The organism is Paenibacillus polymyxa (assembly GCF_018614975.1).
In the GTDB taxonomy this organism is placed as follows: Bacteria; Bacillota; Bacilli; order Paenibacillales; family Paenibacillaceae; genus Paenibacillus; species Paenibacillus polymyxa_E.
In genome coordinates this window covers 265,812-283,056 of record NZ_JAGGNR010000012.1, presented here as the reverse complement: position 1 = coordinate 283,056, position 17,245 = coordinate 265,812, and the positions used below count along the sequence as shown (strand labels likewise).

At 44.3% G+C, this 17,245-nt stretch carries 17 protein-coding genes and 1 pseudogene; 6 read left to right on the top strand and 12 right to left on the bottom strand.

Going from position 1 to position 17,245, the window contains the following annotated elements; translation table 11 throughout:
- Positions 1-22: 22 nt before the first annotated feature.
- Positions 23-499, bottom strand: a complete 477-nt coding sequence (locus tag J7E78_RS12155) for a DUF6790 family protein (RefSeq protein ID WP_026080959.1) — start codon at positions 497-499, stop codon at positions 23-25.
- Positions 500-922: 423 nt separating this feature from the next.
- On the opposite strand from J7E78_RS12155, the gene J7E78_RS12150 reads away from it, so the two are divergent.
- The gene (locus J7E78_RS12150; RefSeq protein WP_047843833.1) at positions 923-1,348 is read left to right on the top strand and encodes an Rrf2 family transcriptional regulator; all 426 of its coding nucleotides are present in this window, start codon (positions 923-925) and stop codon (positions 1,346-1,348) included.
- A gap of 107 nt (positions 1,349-1,455) precedes the next feature.
- Complete coding sequence (locus J7E78_RS12145; protein WP_215076434.1) at positions 1,456-2,313, top strand: SDR family oxidoreductase; 858 nt, start codon at positions 1,456-1,458, stop codon at positions 2,311-2,313.
- 87 nt (positions 2,314-2,400) lie between these two features.
- Here the strand turns inward: J7E78_RS12145 and J7E78_RS12140 are convergent.
- From J7E78_RS12140 to rnhA, 5 genes and pseudogenes are all read right to left on the bottom strand, one after another.
- A pseudogene (locus J7E78_RS12140) lies at positions 2,401-2,559 on the bottom strand (RNA 2'-phosphotransferase); the annotation flags it as partial.
- Between the two features lie 13 nt (positions 2,560-2,572).
- A complete protein-coding gene (gene imm48 / locus J7E78_RS12135) occupies positions 2,573-3,013 on the bottom strand; it encodes an Imm48 family immunity protein (RefSeq protein ID WP_053061631.1) in 441 nt (146 codons plus the stop codon).
- Positions 3,014-3,201: 188 nt separating this feature from the next.
- Entirely contained in the window at positions 3,202-4,197 is a 996-nt protein-coding gene (locus J7E78_RS12130) for a serine/threonine protein kinase (RefSeq protein ID WP_215076433.1), read from the bottom strand.
- Between the two features lie 299 nt (positions 4,198-4,496).
- A complete protein-coding gene (locus tag J7E78_RS12125; protein ID WP_215076432.1) occupies positions 4,497-5,366 on the bottom strand; it encodes an alpha/beta fold hydrolase in 870 nt (289 codons plus the stop codon).
- A 210-nt stretch (positions 5,367-5,576) separates the two neighbouring features.
- A complete protein-coding gene (gene rnhA, locus J7E78_RS12120; protein ID WP_127545028.1) occupies positions 5,577-6,230 on the bottom strand; it encodes a ribonuclease H in 654 nt (217 codons plus the stop codon).
- 156 nt (positions 6,231-6,386) lie between these two features.
- Here rnhA and J7E78_RS12115 point away from each other — a divergent pair, with 156 nt between their 5' ends.
- Positions 6,387-7,022, top strand: coding sequence for a DUF421 domain-containing protein (locus tag J7E78_RS12115; protein ID WP_215076431.1), 636 nt, complete (start codon positions 6,387-6,389; stop codon positions 7,020-7,022).
- A gap of 144 nt (positions 7,023-7,166) precedes the next feature.
- Here J7E78_RS12115 and J7E78_RS12110 read toward each other — a convergent pair whose 3' ends face one another.
- Entirely contained in the window at positions 7,167-7,934 is a 768-nt protein-coding gene (locus J7E78_RS12110; protein WP_047843839.1) for an ABC transporter ATP-binding protein, read from the bottom strand.
- 1 nt (position 7,935) lies between these two features.
- Positions 7,936-9,012 (bottom strand): FecCD family ABC transporter permease, encoded by a 1,077-nt coding sequence (locus J7E78_RS12105; RefSeq protein WP_215076515.1) that lies wholly within the window; start codon positions 9,010-9,012, stop codon positions 7,936-7,938.
- A gap of 166 nt (positions 9,013-9,178) precedes the next feature.
- Here J7E78_RS12105 and J7E78_RS12100 point away from each other — a divergent pair, with 166 nt between their 5' ends.
- Both J7E78_RS12100 and J7E78_RS12095 read left to right on the top strand, forming a co-directional pair.
- Complete coding sequence (locus J7E78_RS12100; RefSeq protein WP_215076430.1) at positions 9,179-9,694, top strand: TroA family protein; 516 nt, start codon at positions 9,179-9,181, stop codon at positions 9,692-9,694.
- A 145-nt stretch (positions 9,695-9,839) separates the two neighbouring features.
- Complete coding sequence (locus J7E78_RS12095; RefSeq protein ID WP_215076429.1) at positions 9,840-11,039, top strand: MFS transporter; 1,200 nt, start codon at positions 9,840-9,842, stop codon at positions 11,037-11,039.
- A gap of 107 nt (positions 11,040-11,146) precedes the next feature.
- Here the strand turns inward: J7E78_RS12095 and J7E78_RS12090 are convergent, their stop codons facing one another.
- Positions 11,147-11,599, bottom strand: a complete 453-nt coding sequence (locus J7E78_RS12090; RefSeq protein ID WP_215076428.1) for an Lrp/AsnC family transcriptional regulator — start codon at positions 11,597-11,599, stop codon at positions 11,147-11,149.
- A gap of 170 nt (positions 11,600-11,769) precedes the next feature.
- Between J7E78_RS12090 and J7E78_RS12085 the strand changes: the two genes are divergently transcribed.
- Positions 11,770-12,954 (top strand): serine hydrolase domain-containing protein, encoded by a 1,185-nt coding sequence (locus tag J7E78_RS12085; protein WP_215076427.1) that lies wholly within the window; start codon positions 11,770-11,772, stop codon positions 12,952-12,954.
- Positions 12,955-13,019: 65 nt separating this feature from the next.
- Here the strand turns inward: J7E78_RS12085 and J7E78_RS12080 are convergent, their stop codons facing one another.
- From J7E78_RS12080 to J7E78_RS12070, 3 genes are all read right to left on the bottom strand, one after another.
- On the bottom strand, positions 13,020-14,372 hold the full coding sequence (locus J7E78_RS12080) for an amino acid permease (RefSeq protein ID WP_215076426.1): 1,353 nt from the start codon (positions 14,370-14,372) through the stop codon (positions 13,020-13,022).
- A gap of 848 nt (positions 14,373-15,220) precedes the next feature.
- Entirely contained in the window at positions 15,221-15,919 is a 699-nt protein-coding gene (gene sigK, locus J7E78_RS12075) for an RNA polymerase sporulation sigma factor SigK (protein WP_090915017.1), read from the bottom strand.
- Between the two features lie 151 nt (positions 15,920-16,070).
- Positions 16,071-17,171: a hypothetical protein gene (locus J7E78_RS12070; RefSeq protein WP_215076425.1), complete on the bottom strand. Its 1,101-nt coding sequence runs from the start codon at positions 17,169-17,171 to the stop codon at positions 16,071-16,073.
- Between the last annotated feature and the right edge of the window lie 74 nt (positions 17,172-17,245).

The following is a 17,245-nucleotide window of genomic DNA, read 5'->3' as shown; positions in this document are numbered from 1 at the left end:
AAGGCAAAAAATCAATTACAGCTTAGTGCATTACCCAGATTCCGCCAGCCAATACGGAGAGAACCGTGATAAACGTTTGATACACCACATCCATAATGAGATTCCCAATACTGTCTCCATCTGCCTTGCGATTTTTAATCATGACATAAGTATGTGACCAAAGACCACTTAATCCGTATATGTACATCGTTACCAATACACCCACCCAAAAGTTCCCCTGGAACCAGATGGCCATAATCCCCATAACTCCAAGCCCTACCTGGGAAAACCCGTATTTAACCTGAAACGGTCCACCAGGCCATCCTAACATTTTAGCTGTCTGATCCGCTCTCGCAATGTTGACAACATAACCAATGACTCCAACCAATCCAAACGTAACCACAAACTGATGAAGCAGCAATACTCTGCTAATCTCGCTCATTTCCCCGGGAAAACCTAACACATATAGGTGTACTCCCCCTGAAATTAGACCTAACAACCATAGAACCAAAAACCACATGTCTGTCCCACTCCCGCCGTTTGTTATTTGGAATCATTTGTAACTAAATGTACAATCTTGTAGATAAACACATTATATAACCGCTTTTACATTTGTCAATTCATACATAATTTTCTATTTTGTCGAAGCTTTTATCATTTTTATTCTTCTGTACGCAAACAAGAAAACCATATAGTTCCATTTAACTTGAAAATAATAGGAATTTAGCCCTAATATTACATTAAACAGTTTGAATCCTACTTCTTTTTTAACGCTTCAAAAGAACCACAACTCATTTATTTGACAAATGGGATAATTCAATTATCATCTGTTTGATCATCTACGATTACAGGATAACAGCAACTATCAATTCACATTTGATATAAAAGAATTGACAACCATTCACTTTGTAACTATCATAGTTACAACGGTGGTGATTATTCCATGAGACAAATCAGTAGTCGCTTTTCCATTGCAGTTCATACCCTGTCCCTGATCGCTGTTATGCCCAATGAATGCACCGGAGATGTGATCGCGCAGAGTGTGAATACAAATCCCGTGATTATTCGGCGGATTATGTCCAAGCTGAAACAGGCTGGTCTGATTGACGTCAGACCCGGTGTAGGCGGTGCTTCCTTGTTGAAAGATCCAGCCAACATTACCCTTCTTGATGTATATCGAGCGCTTGAGGTGGTGGAGGATGGGGAATTGTTTAACTTTCACAAACATCCGAATCCGAAATGTCCGGTCGGCAACATGATTGAACACACCTTGCGTGCCGAACTCATTGAGGCTCAGACAGCCATGGAACAGCGCTTGAATCGCGTAACCATACAGCAGATGATGGATCAGATTCATGTCTCTGAATAAAAAAGCTCATAATGAGCTTTTTTTAACCCTTTCGTTGTAATCACACCTGTTATAACAAAGACGATTATATCTATACCTATATTTTTCACACTAGGGAGGAAAAGAAGATGAAAATTTTAGTTACTGGCGCCACAGGTCAATTGGGTTCACTGGTCGTAGAGGCATTGTTAAAAACGGGTTCTGCCAAGGATTTGGCAATAAGTGTACGTAATCCAGAGAAAGCGGAAGGACTCCGCACTCAAGGCGTTGACGTACGTCACGGTGATTTCGATCAACCGGAGACGTTGGAGAAAGCTTTTGCCGGTGTAGACCGTCTGTTGCTCATCTCCACTGATGGTGACAACGAAACGCGGATTCGCCAACATCAGGCTGCCATTGACGCTGCCAAGAGCGCAGGCGTGAACTTCATCGCTTATACAAGCGTTGTGAATGCAGAGAAAAACACCCTTTCCCTGGCGGAAGTTCACCGCGCTACAGAAAAAGCGATTCGTGAATCCGGCATTCCGTATTCCTTCCTGCGCAACAACTGGTACCTGGAAAATGAAGCAGGCAGTGTGCAAGCAGCTACGCAAGGCGCACCTTGGGTTCATGCCACCAACAACAGCCAAGTAGGCTGGGCTACCCGCAGTGACTATGCCCATGCTGCTGCAGCTGTACTCGCAGGTGAAGGACATGAAAATACCGTATATGAATTGTCCGGCAAACTACGCACGCAAGCTGAACTGGCTGCCATTGTTGGTGAAGTGCTTGGACAGGAAATCAACGTGCAAAACGTGGACGATGCGGCTTATGCTGACATCATGAAAGGTGCAGGTCTACCGGACTTTGTCGTATCGATGCTCGTTGATATGCAAGGTGCCATCCGTGAAGGCGCATTGGCTGTAGAGAGTGATACTTTAGAGAAATTGCTTGGCCGTCCAGCTCAGCCACTTAGCGAAGGTATTAAAGCGATTGTCGGCAAGTAAGTTTTGAATATGAGAAAGGGACACACCAACGGATGTTGGATGCGTCCCTTTTTTTGCGGTTCATCGCTCATTGCTCAGGGGTCATGGCTTCCACTGCGGACTTTCATGTAAAGCCACCAGCAATTGCGAGATTTCCACCCAACCCTCTTCGTCCAGTTCCAGCTCATACTCCCATGGTGCATGTCGCAAAGCGTATGAGAGTTCCTTGCTTAATTTCATCAGATCCAATTCAATCATCTCCCACATCTAATAAAACCGTCTATTTTTGCGATTGAACTGCTGTTAGAATCTCCTGAATGTTACGTTCCAATCCTTCATCGTCTTCCTGATTGAATTGGCGGTGTCCATCAATCCCACGTTGGATAATCGTATTCATCACCGGATGAACCTCACGATCGGACGCCACCCGAATCAGATCATCCGCAAAATCAACCGCCTGCTGCTCACTGTAATTAAACGGTTTAATCAGCATCCGAATGCTCAAGGCATGGGCCTGCGGCTCCGCTAGCTGATCCCGATGAGTGATACCATACACCGCGCCAAAACCAAAAGCAGCCATGACCTGACGCTCCAGTTCTGTCGTCTGTTCCAAAGGCGTGCCAATCAGCTCACACATTTTGTCCACCATCTGCTCCAGCTCGTTTGCTGCCGCAGCCAGAATTACGTCATTAATATCGTCAGCGTTGATAAATTCAGTCATATTGGTTTTCTCCATTTCTGCACCGTATTTGCTCCATTCTCTCAGACTCTATGAGAATATTGTATCGGAGTTGGGGTATTCGTTTCAAATCCATCATAAAAAAACCAAATCTCCTCATTTACAAGTCGACTTGGTTTATTTTTTTGTACGAATATGCTCATCTAGCATATCAATTTATAAAAGAGGTGTTATAACTCAAGCCGTTTCATGTTGTTTTTCGACTCCACTTCATAGACCTGCGTATGTTCATTCTCGGCCAAAGACCATTCCACCGTTCCAGGTTTACGCACTTTCCATACCCAGGCTTGAACCCGCAACGAGCTTCTGACCCAAGCTAAAGAGGCACAGCGTTTCTCGGAACGAACCATGAGCCCCCAATGAATAACACGAGCGAGCCAAGGATTCACATACTCATTATGTGAGCGAACAGATGGCAATTCATCCTGGAACAACCGCTGTTTCACGTCCATAGGGGGTTGCCCGCATGTCCAATAATGGAGCAGAGCTGCCAAACTATAGATGTCCGACATCGGTCCCTGGCTGGATTTCTCCGAATAGAACTCTAGCGGAGAATAACCTGCCGATGTAAATATCACCTGTTTCTCTCCGGATTGCATAGGCCAACGGGTAGCTGAGCCGAAATCCAGAAGTTTGGGTGTACCATCCTCCATAACCATAATGTTGGAAGGTTTCACATCCCGGTGAAGAATGCCTTGCTTATGTATGTAATCCAATGTATCCACCAGTGGAAGCAACGTCTCCGTTATGAAGGCAGCATCAAGCGCATGGTTGTGTTCATTCAGATACTCGGTCAATGTGATTCCCGTACAGTATTCCATAACCAGATACCCCGTACCATTCGCTTCAAGATGATCCAAATACGAAACAATATGAGGATGATCCAGTTTTGATAACAGTTCACCTTCGAGCAGAAATGCAGCCAGTAACTCCTGATATTGCCCACCGTATCCTCGTGAAGAGCAGAACACTCCCCGCTTGTCTGCCTGGCGTTCAGCCAGTCTCTGCGGGAAAAATTCCTTAATGGCTACTTTGGCACCCGTGTTACGATCTCGCCCTGCATATACAATAGCCAACTCACTGCTGGCTAATACCTGTCTTACCTGATATGTATCATTTATAATCACATTGCGCTGCAATGCCATTTTGCAATTGTCTTTTCTCATAACAGACCTCTTTTCAACCTTGTCAATCGGAAGACTTTCCGCGTAAATGCATCATTTGGTTTAACCAGTCAGCAATTCATCGCCAACCATCTATATAAACCAAATGATGCAATTTGAAACACCTTAACGCGAAATATTTAAATATTAATGATAACAAGCCTTCTACGATCTACTGCTAATCCCTATCCACACTATTCTATAGAAGAAAAGCATTCTCTTATATAGATTATCGACAGATGGATGTAATTACTTTATTAAACTGGAGAAAAACATTTCTCATCCTTCAATTGCAACTTGATTTAATAATTCTTCTGTAAAAATCGCCCGATTTCCTCGTTCATCTGCCCCAATACGTCCTGTGAAGGAAAATGCCCTGTATCATACTTGATGGCTTGCACATTCGTAATAATCTTTTGAGCCCGTTCAATACACTTATCCGCAGGGAAAAAGACATCCTTCTCCCCTACCAATAACAAGGTTGGAGACGTATAGTTCACCAGTTCTTCCCGCTCCGTGAGCTTGGGCAGATCCTGATCTATACTGACGTATTTAAAAAGTTTACCGATAATGTTTTTATCCATTTCTTTCATGCAGTTGCACGACATCGTGTCCGTAATTTTTTGCAAAGAAGATGGTGAAGACGTCATCCGATACTTGACGAGCGGCAGCGTGATATCCTGAGCTGTTTTAATTTTGGAATTGACCGCAAGACCCGCAGGAGCAACCAATACGGCACACGAGATGCGTTCCGGAATATAGGTAGCCAGTCTGAGGATAATGCCTCCTCCAAACGATGGACCGATAAACGCACTCTTTTCAATATCATAGTGATCTAACAGATCCGATACCCATAATGCCAAACTATCAAACCGTGTCGAGATGCTGGCTTCCTCACTATAACCGGGATGACCAATCGTATCAGGAGCAATTATCCGGTATTCTTTAAATAAAGAAGAGAACCAGGACAACGTCATCGGATTCACACAATTCCCGCCCTGGAGAATAAATAACGGCTTGCCATCTTGAGGACCCGTCAGTAAAACATGCGTCTTGCCAAAACGCGTCTCTACATACTCCCGAGTAAATTCCTCACCCAACTCGTTCAAATAAATCTCATACTCTTCAAGTATGCTGCTCTTGCCTTCTTCACTTCTATAAATGGAACCCATGTCTGCCTCCTGCATATATACTCAAAATAACTGATTCTAGTAAATGGACTTGCTAATCAATGGACCAAAAAGATAAAGAGGGCCTGCAGATGACAGGCTCCTCCATATGTTTAACTAATCATATTCAGATGATTATAGAGCGGAAACTGGAAATTGTAAATAACGATTCTAATAGACCAGAAATAAAGGGCTCATCTAAAAAAAATATAATTACTTCCGGCCGTAATCCGCCTTGATTTCGCCCCACTGTTTGGTCTGCCATTTTAGCACTTTATTGCTGTACGTATTTGTCTGGAGCCACTGCTCCGCACGATCAATCATCAGCCAGATTTCTTCCGTGGAGTTGTCTCTTGGTAACGTTGTGGCTACTTTTTTCTGCTTTAGCCATTTCATGGCATTGACCGAGTCGGTATACACCGTTTTGGTACTGCCTTCTTTTTTCAAATGTGCAAGGGCATGTACAATGGCCAGGAATTCGCCCAGATTGTTCGTACCTTTGGAGATCGGTCCAACAGAGAAAATAATCTCACCGGTGCGGGTGTCTACCCCTTTGTATTCTACAGGTCCGGGGTTACCGCGTGTACCCACATCAACAGAGATGCTGTCGTAATCCACTTCCTCCGACGTTTCCATGCCGGCGCTTCTTCCGCTACCAGCCGACTTCGTTTTCGACGCTCCGCCTGCACTTGAACCCCAGTTCCCTTTCCACCCAGCACGATACGCTTCTTCTGCGGCTGCTTTGGACTCATAGGATTTATATTTTGCTCCTGTATAATGATCCGTCTGTGCTTTGCAATCTGCCCATGTGTTATACACACCAGGTTTCTTGCCTTCCCAGACAACATAGTATTTCTGTTTTGCCACTGTGACCCGCTCCTTTGTTCACTTCATCAGTACCCTATTGTAATCCATCCGGTGGGAGGAAGGAAAGCTATGGATTTAGCCAATTGTATAATTACTCCAACTCCAGAACAGCCTAAGAAGCAAAGAGCATACTGGACTAGGAAAGGAATAAAACTTATGGACTGGATATGGAAATCTGTTTTACTTGTACTTATCGGCATGCTTCTGCTGCGAATTGCAGGACGCAAGTCGATCTCACAGATGAGTGTCGCCACAACGGTCATCATGATCTCCATCGGAACAACGATTGTACAGCCCATCGCAAATCATGAGCTTGGCAAAGCGATTGGATCAGCATCGGTATTCATTGTGACATTACTTGTGGTGGAACAACTGCAATTGAAGTTTAATATTTTTGAACGATTAATGAGTGGCAGTTCCAAAATCGTGGTAGAGGACGGAAAGGTCATTATACCCAATCTGAAACGTATGCGTTATACGATGGATCAGCTCGAGATGCATATGCGACAGAACGGAATTACAAGTGTAGACGATCTGGAGACGGCAACGGTGGAACCCAATGGTCAACTCGGTTATGTCCTGAAACGACATGCTCGTCCCGTGACGGTTGGAGATCTGGAAGAGATACTGCGAAGTTATGCAATTACAGGTAGTAGCCCGGTAACGGGAGAGCACCCCAAACAACAAGACAACAGCAGTAAGTCTTCAACGCATAGCGATAACTCCTCAGATATTTTCCGAGAAGTCAGCAAAGGTGCACATGCTCATCCCGTTGATCCTAAGCTTCAATAGGTGCTCCCTACCCCCACCTAAAAAACAAAAGACCGGCCCTGTGAGCACTCAACAACATCGCTCCAACAGGTACGGTCTATGTTCACTTCAATTGATTATTTCGAAAGATTTCTCCACGTCATCCAAACAAAGATATAGTCCCAATCACCGTGTACTCAGGTAAGCGATGCCCAGGCCGCCCGTAACCGGATTTGTATAGATTTCACAATCGACATCAAATACCTCACCAATCATCTCGCGAGTCAGAATATCAGCCGGTTTGCCATGGACCACAATCTGGCCCTTTTTCACCACATAGAGATAATCGCAATATTCTGCGGCGAGTTCGAGATCATGCAGCGCTGCCAATATGCCAATGCCGAGTCCACGGACAATATTTAGAATCTGAAGCTGGTATTTAATGTCCAAATGGTTCGTTGGCTCGTCCAGGATCAGAAATTGGGGTTGCTGTGCCAAGACACGCGCCAATACCACACGCTGTTTCTCTCCACCAGACAGAGACACGTAATTGCGGTCTGCATGTCCAGTCAGATGTACTTTCTCCAGAGCCTGCTCGACGATTTCGTGATCCCGTTCATTATCCGTCTCCAGCATTTTTTTATGCGGGGTACGGCCCATCATGACCATCTCACGCACTGTAAAATCAAAGCTCAGTTCATTAAACTGGCCAACAACGCCCATGTGTCTGGAAACAAGCTTTGGACTGGATTTGAGAATATCGGTATTATCCAGAAAAACCTTACCTTGCTGCGGTTTGATCACTTTATAGATGCTCTTGAGCAGCGTTGACTTGCCACAACCATTGGGTCCGATCAGTCCAACGAACTGTTTACCGTTCACCTGTAATGAAATATCCTTGATGATGTCCGTGTTCAGCACAGAGATGGATACATTTTCTACGTTCAGTTTCATGTTAATTTCCTCCAAAACCGTAGCCTTTTTTGACCAGCATATACATAAACATTGGCGCACCAATCATGGCCGTAATAATACCGATTGGCAACTCCACACTGGATATGAGGGATCGTGCAATAACATCCGTCCAGATGAGGAAAATGGCTCCAAACAGCACGGATACAGGCATCACTTTACGATGGTCGGAACCCACGAGACCTCTGACGATATGCGGAATAATGAGTCCGACAAAACCAATCATGCCACAGCTCGCCACCATAACACCTGTCACCAAAGCGGTTAACAGCATGTACAGTCTGCGATACACACTCAGATTAATGCCCAGCGTAACGGCTGCTTCATCCCCCAATAACATCGTATTGAGAACTCTGGAATGTAAAAGGAAAAATAGAATCGCAACCAGCACGACGATACCCACGAGTGGAAGCTTGTTCCACCCGGAAGCCGCCAGGCTGCCCATGGTCCAAAATGTCACCGTTTTGATGCCTTCAGCATTGTTGGCAAAATAAATAATAAAGTTCGAAAAAGCGCTGCATAACGCGTTAATCACCATTCCGGCAAGCACCAGCTTGACGGACGTCATTTTACCTCGAATCCCCGCAAGGGTCAGTACCAGCAAAGAAGCCCCCATTGCTCCGGCAAATGCCCAGAAAGCTACACCGGTTTGACCCAGCCAGCCAATCGCACCGAATCCAATGAGAATCGCAAAGGTTGCTCCGAGTGAAGCACCTGAGGATATGCCCAGTATGTAAGGATCAGCCAGCGGATTCTGCACCGCAGCCTGCATTACAGCACCGCACAAGGCCAAGCCTGCACCGATAAACATCGCCATCAGTACACGCGGAAAACGAATCTGCCAGATAATATCGGTAAAGGAGCCTGCCTCAATGGGTGTTGTCCCCCACTGAAATCCCGTTAATTTGGTTAAAAGAATACGATATGACTCCGCCAGCGGAATGCGTACCTGTCCAATGGAAACTGCAATACCTACAGAAATAAGCGTAATCATGATTAAAGCTGCAATCAGCAAAGCAAACCCGGATTTACTATGAATCAGAGACTCTCTTTTCCCCATACGCTGTGTCTTAACCTGAACCGTCTGTGCCATCTCTTCCCCCATCAATTTGTGTAAAATGTAGAACATATTAAATTTAACTATTTACAAAGCATTTTCTCGGATTATAATTGAGAATGATTATCTTTGTCAATTCAAAACACATAGAAAAGGGGTTCATCATTTAATGAAATCCACATCCAGAACCATTGGCTTCGCTGCTCTAAGTCTCCTGTTACTGCTGCTTGTAGCCTGCACGAATACTTCAATTTCTTCCCCTGCCGAAGAAACAACTTCAACAACTAACACGACAGAAACTTCAGCTCCTGCTGAGAATACAAATAAAACGACGTACCCGCTCACCATTGAGAATTTCACGATCTCGGGTGAGGGCGGCGAGTGGAAACCAAAAGTGCAAGTATTCGATAAAGCACCTGAACGTGTGGTTGCGAATACCCAATCTGCGGCAGAGATGCTCATTAAGTTGGGTCTGACCGATAAAATGGTCGGCGTTGCTGCTCTATACGGTTCCGTTACACCGGATGTGGCGGATGAGTTTGCCAAAATTCCGGTATTGTCCAAAGATTACGTAGGTAAAGAGCTGGTTGTAGGTGCAAGCCCGGATCTGGTACTCGGACGGGGTGACCTGTTCGCTGATGCAGACTGGGGTGTGGGTACCTTAGTGCTGTACATGATGAATTAACGGAGAAAATCGAAAAATAAAATAAATATCATGTTAAAACCTCCTTCTTACCTTTAATCCTGTATGCAAAAGTTTGTTTGTTTCAGATAAGCTTATATGCATAGTTCTGGATAGGATTAAAATATAAGAAATGAGGTTTTTATTCATGGCCACTCACACATCCCTCCCAAACCAAAGGGAGCTGCCCTCCATATCTTCAGAACGCCTTCCGTGGGCTGGGCTACTTGCTTTAGCCATGGCTGGATTCATTTGCATCCTCACTGAAAGCCTGCCTGCGGGACTACTGCCTCAAATCGCAAAAGACCTGGGGATCACAGAGGCTCTTACCGGACAGTTGGTGACTCTTTATGCCATTGGATCACTTGTTGCTGCTATTCCCTTGACTGCTGCTACACGAGGCTGGAGACGCCGACCTTTACTGTTAGTATGCATTAGTGGTTTTCTTGTCTTCAACACCGTTACCGCCTTATCCTCAGATTATATCCTGACACTTGCTGCTCGTTTCATGGCCGGAGTCTCTGCGGGTGTGTTATGGGGAATGACAGCAGGTTATGCTCGTCGGATGGTTCCGGATTCGTTAAAAGGTAAAGCCATGGCCGTGGCTATGGTTGGCACACCGGTGGCATTAGCCCTTGGTGTTCCAATCGGCAGTTTTCTCAGTTCTTATCTCGGCTGGCGCCTCATCTTCGGGATTGTATCTCTTCTGACCGTAGCTTTAATCGTATGGGTTGTCTGGAAAATGCCGGATTTTGCCGGAGAGCCGGCTGGTGAACGTCTTCCGCTGCATAAGGTGTTTTTAATTCCGGGAATCAGGCCCATTCTTTTTGTTGTTCTGGCCTGGATGCTTGCCCATAATATCCTGTACACCTATATTTCTCCCTACCTTGCCCAGACCGTATTTGCTAACAGAGTAGACTTGATTTTGCTTATTTTCGGTATTACTTCCATTGTTGGAATTTGGTTGACCGGAATGCTCATTGACCGGTTTTTGAGGAGATTAGTTATCATCAGCCTGGCAGCATTCGCTCTTTCGTCTGTCGTGATCGGAATCGGTATTCATCAACCTGTGGTTATTATCCTAGGAATCATGATCTGGGGACTTACGTTTGGCGGGGCTGCGACACTGTTACAAACTGCCATTGCTCAAGCCGGAGGCAAAAGCACCGATGTCGCCCAATCGATGCTGGTTACAGCCTGGAATCTGGCGATTGGCGGAGGAGGCATCATCGGTGGCATCCTTCTTGAAGTATTTGGAGCAGGATACCTTGCTGGGTCGCTGTGTATCTTGCTCATTCCTGCATTGCTTGTAGCTATGAGGGCTTATAAATATGGATTTCCCATGTAAAATAACAGGAAGGCATTTTGCATGAGTTCAACGTAGGACAAAAGAGGAGTTCACTTGATGTGGACTCCTCTTCTGCATTACATTTCAAAGTTTTATAGACTGCAGTCTTATTCTGCCTGTGCCAGTAGATTCGGTCCTCCCACGAGATTCTTATGTGCAATTGGAGAAGACATGGTGATTAGGGTCATGTAAGTGCCGTACGGATCACACTTGTTCTCAAACTCCTCCAGTCCTTGAATGGTGTCTGTGAGGATTTTCAACAAGTAATTGTACTCCCCGCTTATCCGATAACATTCCACAACTTCAGGTGATGCACGGCAGAAATCCAGGAAAGGATAACAGTCCCGCGTACGAAAGAGAACATAGGCTGTGCTCTGCTTGCCCAATTTGGAGGGGGAGATCACGGTTCGATATTCCTCGATGATTCCCTTTTCTTCCATTCGTTTGACTCGTTCAGTAACGGCGGGCTGAGATAACCCCACCAATTTGCCTAGTTCGGTCATGGATAATCTAGCCTGATTCTCCAGATGAAACAGAATATGCTGATCTATTTCGTCCATGTGATCCACTCCTTTAAATACATAAGATATATTCAGAAATTACCTTAAGTATATTCGCTAATTCATTATAATACCTTTAACAACCCATGTAATACAAGATCAATTATTTATATAATAAACACAGTTATCACGAGAAATCAAATACATCAGTGGGTGAGAGGAAGATAAACATGGGAAAAGAAGACATGACAACATTGCATAATTATGTGGATGAAGCCATTGACCGCGCTCTAAGCGAAAAAAGAATCGTAGGAACAGTTGTACAGGTTGCATTAGGAGGAGAACTGGTATACAGCCGAGCTGCTGGTTTCGCAGACAGGGAGCAAAAACGCACCATGTCGGAAAACGCTCTATTTCGACTTGCTTCCGTAACCAAACCAATTGTATCGACAGCAGCTCTGGCATTAATCTCACAAGGAAAGCTGAGTCTGCATGATCCGGTGACCCGCTGGCTTCCTGCATTCCGACCCAAACTTGCTAATGGTCAGGACGCTTTAATATCAGTACATCAGTTGATGACGCACACCGCAGGCTTGACATACCGTTTCTTCCAAGAAGATCAGGGAACCTATGAGCTTGCAGGAGTATCGGACGGAATGGATTGGTCTGAAATTAGTCTGGAGGAGAATTTGCAAAGGCTGGCTTCTGTTCCTCTTTTGTATGAGCCAGGCAACATGTGGAGATATTCCATTGCGACAGATGTACTTGGTGCCGTTATTGAAAAGGTAACCGGACTGTCACTACGAGAAGCTGTTCAAATGCTGGTTACTCATCCACTCCACATGACCGACACTGATTTTGTTGCGGTGGATTCGGATCGATTGACAGCCGCATACGCTGATGGTTCTGAAGAACCGCGTCTCCTTCATAAGGAGTTGGAGCAGATTCCTTTTATTGAGGGTACTGCTGGCTTCCGACTGGCACCCAATCGTGCGAATCATACTTCTGCTTACTTATCAGGCGGAGCGGGAATGGTTGGAAGTACCGGAGATTTTCTTACTTTACTTGAAACATTGCGGCAAGGAGGGAAACCCATTCTTACGGAAGCTGTTGCCGCTAAGATGTCCACGAATCAAATTGGTGAACTTGTCATGCCGTATTGGCCAGGAAGAGGATTTGGCCTTGGTTTTACAGTACTTAAAGACCCTGTTGCAGCTAGTACACCAGAATCACCGGGTACGTGGCGCATGGGTGGAACCTACGGTCATTCCTGGTTTGTCGATCCAAAAGAAGAACTTAGTGTTGCAGCATTCACCAACACGGCACTTGAAGGGATGTCGGGCCAGTATACCACCGATATCTGTGATGCCATCTACGCGGGCATTCGTGAAAGTAAAGAGGCTGCAAGAACTTAAATACGAATAACCGCCCAAAATCATTGGGCGGCTTTATTTTCAACGATGGTAAGACCTACTGTCTGTTACTGCTCAAGTTTTCTCTTTTTGAGAAGGTAGATCCCGGCAACCAGGATAAACCACACCGGCGTGACAAACAGTGCAACACGCGTATCCTCGGCCAATGCCAACACCACCAGCACAAATGCCAAAAACACCAGGATCAAGTAGTTCGAAAACGGATATAGTGGCAGTTTGAAGCGGCTACGACTCGCCAGTTCCGGCTGAGTACGACGATATCTGAGATGACAGATCACCATGATGCCCCAGACAAAGATAAAGCATACAGTCGACACGCTTGTGATCAGCGTAAATACACCTTCTGGCATGATATAGTTCAGAACAATTGCAATCAAAATAACAATCGTGGAGAAAAACAGCGCGTTGGAAGGAACCTTCCTTTTATTCAGTCGTGCAAACGACTCGGGTGCATTGTTATCCTTTGCCATGGAGAACACCATACGGCTTGTACTGAAAATGGCACTGTTACACGCTGACGCTGCGGAAGTCAGTACCACGAAGTTCACAATGCCTGCAGCAGCCGCAATACCCACAGCGGCAAACACTTGTACAAACGGACTTTCAGTAGGCACAATGGCGTTCCACGGGTAAATACTCATAATAATCAGCAGTGCGCCAACATAGAAGAGTAGTACCCGGATCGGAATCTGATTAATTGCTCTCGGAATAACCTTCTCCGGGTTCTCCGTTTCCCCCGCTGTGAGTCCCACCAGTTCCATGCCTACAAAGGCGAACACCACCATCTGGAACGATATGATGAACCCATGCAGTCCATTTGGAAACCATCCTCCATGACTCCACAGATTGGTGAAGCTCGCTGGACCCTGATCCGTTGTAAAACCTCTGAATATCATATATAAACCAACAACAATGAGTGCCAGAATAGCCACGACCTTAATCAGGGCAAACCAGAATTCCATCTCCCCAAACAACTTGACCGTTGCCAAGTTCATGATTAGCAAAATGACTAACGCAATTAACCCTGGCATCCACTGAGGTACATTGGGAAACCAAAACTGCGTATACAATCCAACGGCCGTAATATCAGCCATGGCAATGGAGATCCAGCAGAACCAGTAGGTCCACCCTGTAATAAATGCCGCCATATTTCCCAGGTAATCACGCACAAAATCGACAAAGGAATGATACTGCAAGTTACTTAACAGCAGCTCCCCCAATGCGCGCATGATCAGGAACAACACAACACCCGTAATGATGTAGGCCAGCAAGATGGATGGCCCTGTCAGCTGGATCGTTTTGCCTGCTCCGAGAAACAGACCTGTACCGATCGCACCTCCGATCGCCATCAACTGAACATGTCGGTTCTTTAATCCCCTTGTTAACGTTTCTTGCTGCATGATCAACCACCACTCTCTTTCTGCCAATACTCTCTACGATGCAAAATATTATTACTCATCATATAATAATCTGCCCAGAATACATATCCCTCATTTATATTTTTTTGCACAGCAAAGAGCATGGCCCATAAGTCATGGATATGACGGGGGACACCCTCTTTGCTGTGTTATTTTGTTTTAATGAACCTGACACACGCTATTCGCTCCCATTTGCCCAGATCTGAGATCTAACGAATTACAGAGACGCTATTCGTCGATTCACTGGTTTTTTTAGGTTTGGAAGCCCTCTTATGACGATATAGCGTTACTGAGGTTCGTTAAATCTTGCAACCGTTGATGATCTGCCATTTAAGGTGCGGTAGGTTCGTTAGCAATTGGGCGAGGCGGAATCCCTTTTGAGACAGTCCCTGATTTTACACACGTTTATCATGCATACCTAATGAAAAATATTAAAATATAAACCAAACATAGAACGGAAACGACTAAAAAGGCAAGCGCCAAGGAACGTTCGTTTTTCCATATTCGAATCGCATTAGCAACACTAATCATCACTAGCGCAATCAAATTAATAACACTCGAATACAAATAAAATGAGTTGAACACGATCATCATACATCCTACGATCCAGATGAACCAAAACCAAAGTGGAATTTTCAGAAAAAGCTGCTTCATTATGATTTACTCCTTATATATTATATTGGTCTGTGTACAAGATATTCTTCAACAGAAATGAAAATTCCTTTATTTAGGTTATAACCCCAAATAATTAATACTATATAGACTCAATTTTAAGGATTTCCACAGTAAAAAGGGCTCCCGCTAAAGGCGCCCTCTGGTCTGTTCAGCAACTATTTTTGCTTATAAAACTCATGATATAGCTTCATTAACGCCCGCTTCTCAATCCGGGATACATAAGAACGTGAGATGCCAAGTTCCTTCGCAATTTCGCGTTGAGTTCGTTCTTCCCCGCCTGCTTCCAGGCCAAATCGACCGATTACAACTTCCTTCTCCCGATCATCCAGGATGTCTAGATTACGATAAATTTTGCTTTTTTCAATCTTGAGCTGTACCCGATCTACAACATCATCAGCTTCTGTGCCAAGGATATCGATTAATGTTATTTCATTGCCTTCTTTATCCGTACCGATGGGATCGTGCAGGGACACGTCTTTGCGTGTCTTCTTCAGGGAACGCAGATGCATAAGTATCTCGTTTTCAATACATCTCGCCGCAAATGTGGCAAGCTTCGTACCTTTGCCTTGTTGAAAACTTTCGATGGCTTTGATCAAACCAATGGTTCCGATGGAAATCAGATCTTCCTGATCTTCGCCCGTGTTGTCGAACTTCTTGACGATATGCGCGACGAGGCGCAGATTGTGTTCAATGAGCAGATTGCGGGAGTGGGCATTGCCTTCAGCCATAAGGCGTAAATGTTTGGCTTCATCATCCTCAGCCAATGGCTGGGGAAACGCATTATTTTTGACATACGAGACGAGTAACGTTAACTCTTTAATGAATAGAGCAATTGCGGTAAACAATCCGGGCACAGATGACACCTCCTGCAGTTTTACAACGATCTGGCCTGAGCACATGTGGGAACAGGGTCGATCTATTGTATGTAGGCAGGGGCCCAGAAGTGCACGTACACTTGAAAAAGGAAATTCGACCACACGGTTCATTTCTTCGTCATAAATAGACTTACTTAAAAATGAGAGTGGTATTTATGAAATCAAGATGATCCTCCAGTGTTTGGAACATAACATCCTCGGATTCCAAAGCATGCTCTAACAGAACGCCCATCTTCTCATCACAGGCAAAATCCTCTTTCATAAATTTTTTAGTCAGGTTATTTTTGGCTAACTCCCATTTTTCTATATTTTCTTCCATAGTATGCACTAGTTTTTGTTTCGAAGGACAACAGGGCAGATCCTCTAAAAATAATAATAGAACTTTTTTTCTATCAAGGTTCCTGTTAAAAACGGTTCTGGAAAGGGTGAATACATCACGATCTTTGTTTTGGACATAATCATTCAAGGAAATTTTTCCCTTTGTATATAAATCAATAAACTTTCGAAGCATAATTCTGCCAGGATACACGATTTGGCCATCGTTGTTATCGATCACTTTCGTTTTATAATTTACAACGGATTGATTCATGATATAAGGTATTCTGGTATTTAAATTTCTCAACTCAGCATCATTAGGCTCTAGCGTAAAACAGTTAAACTGACGATTAAAAGCATTGTAAAAATTAGATTTGGTATCAATCCCGATGCTTTTATTTTCTGAATATGCTCTAAACCTCCCGCTATAATTAACCGGATTATCCATATAGTAAAAATCATCATTGGTTTGACCTAATATTAAAAAAATATGACTATCTACCACAGACAGTTCTTCTTCGCTCGGATTTTCTTTAAAAGTCCGGTAGTATGGAACCAGCTTCATCATTGTATTTACATACACAATCTCTTCTTGTAGGAGTAATGATTCAATATGTTGTATCGCTTGTTGACCATTGTTCTCTATCTCTATTTTATTTTTTTCATATACATAACAATCAGGACTTTTTATATCATTTATTTGGATATCTATGATTCGATCCTGGACATCAGTCATTAATATCATGGAGAAATCATCAATGTAAGCACTCATTAAAAGTGTTGGGTTTTCAAATCTTTTTCTAAGCATAAAATAAATATTTCTCGTTAAACAATTACCTAAGCTCTGAACTATTTCATTGGGTTTTCCACTGGAATCGTAATAGTACTCTTCCTTAAGCACTTCATTCAATTGCAAATGCTATCCCTCCTTTTTGTAGTCCATCCTTTCTGTCATCTTAAAACACCCTCTGTTACAATAAGCCTCAGCTC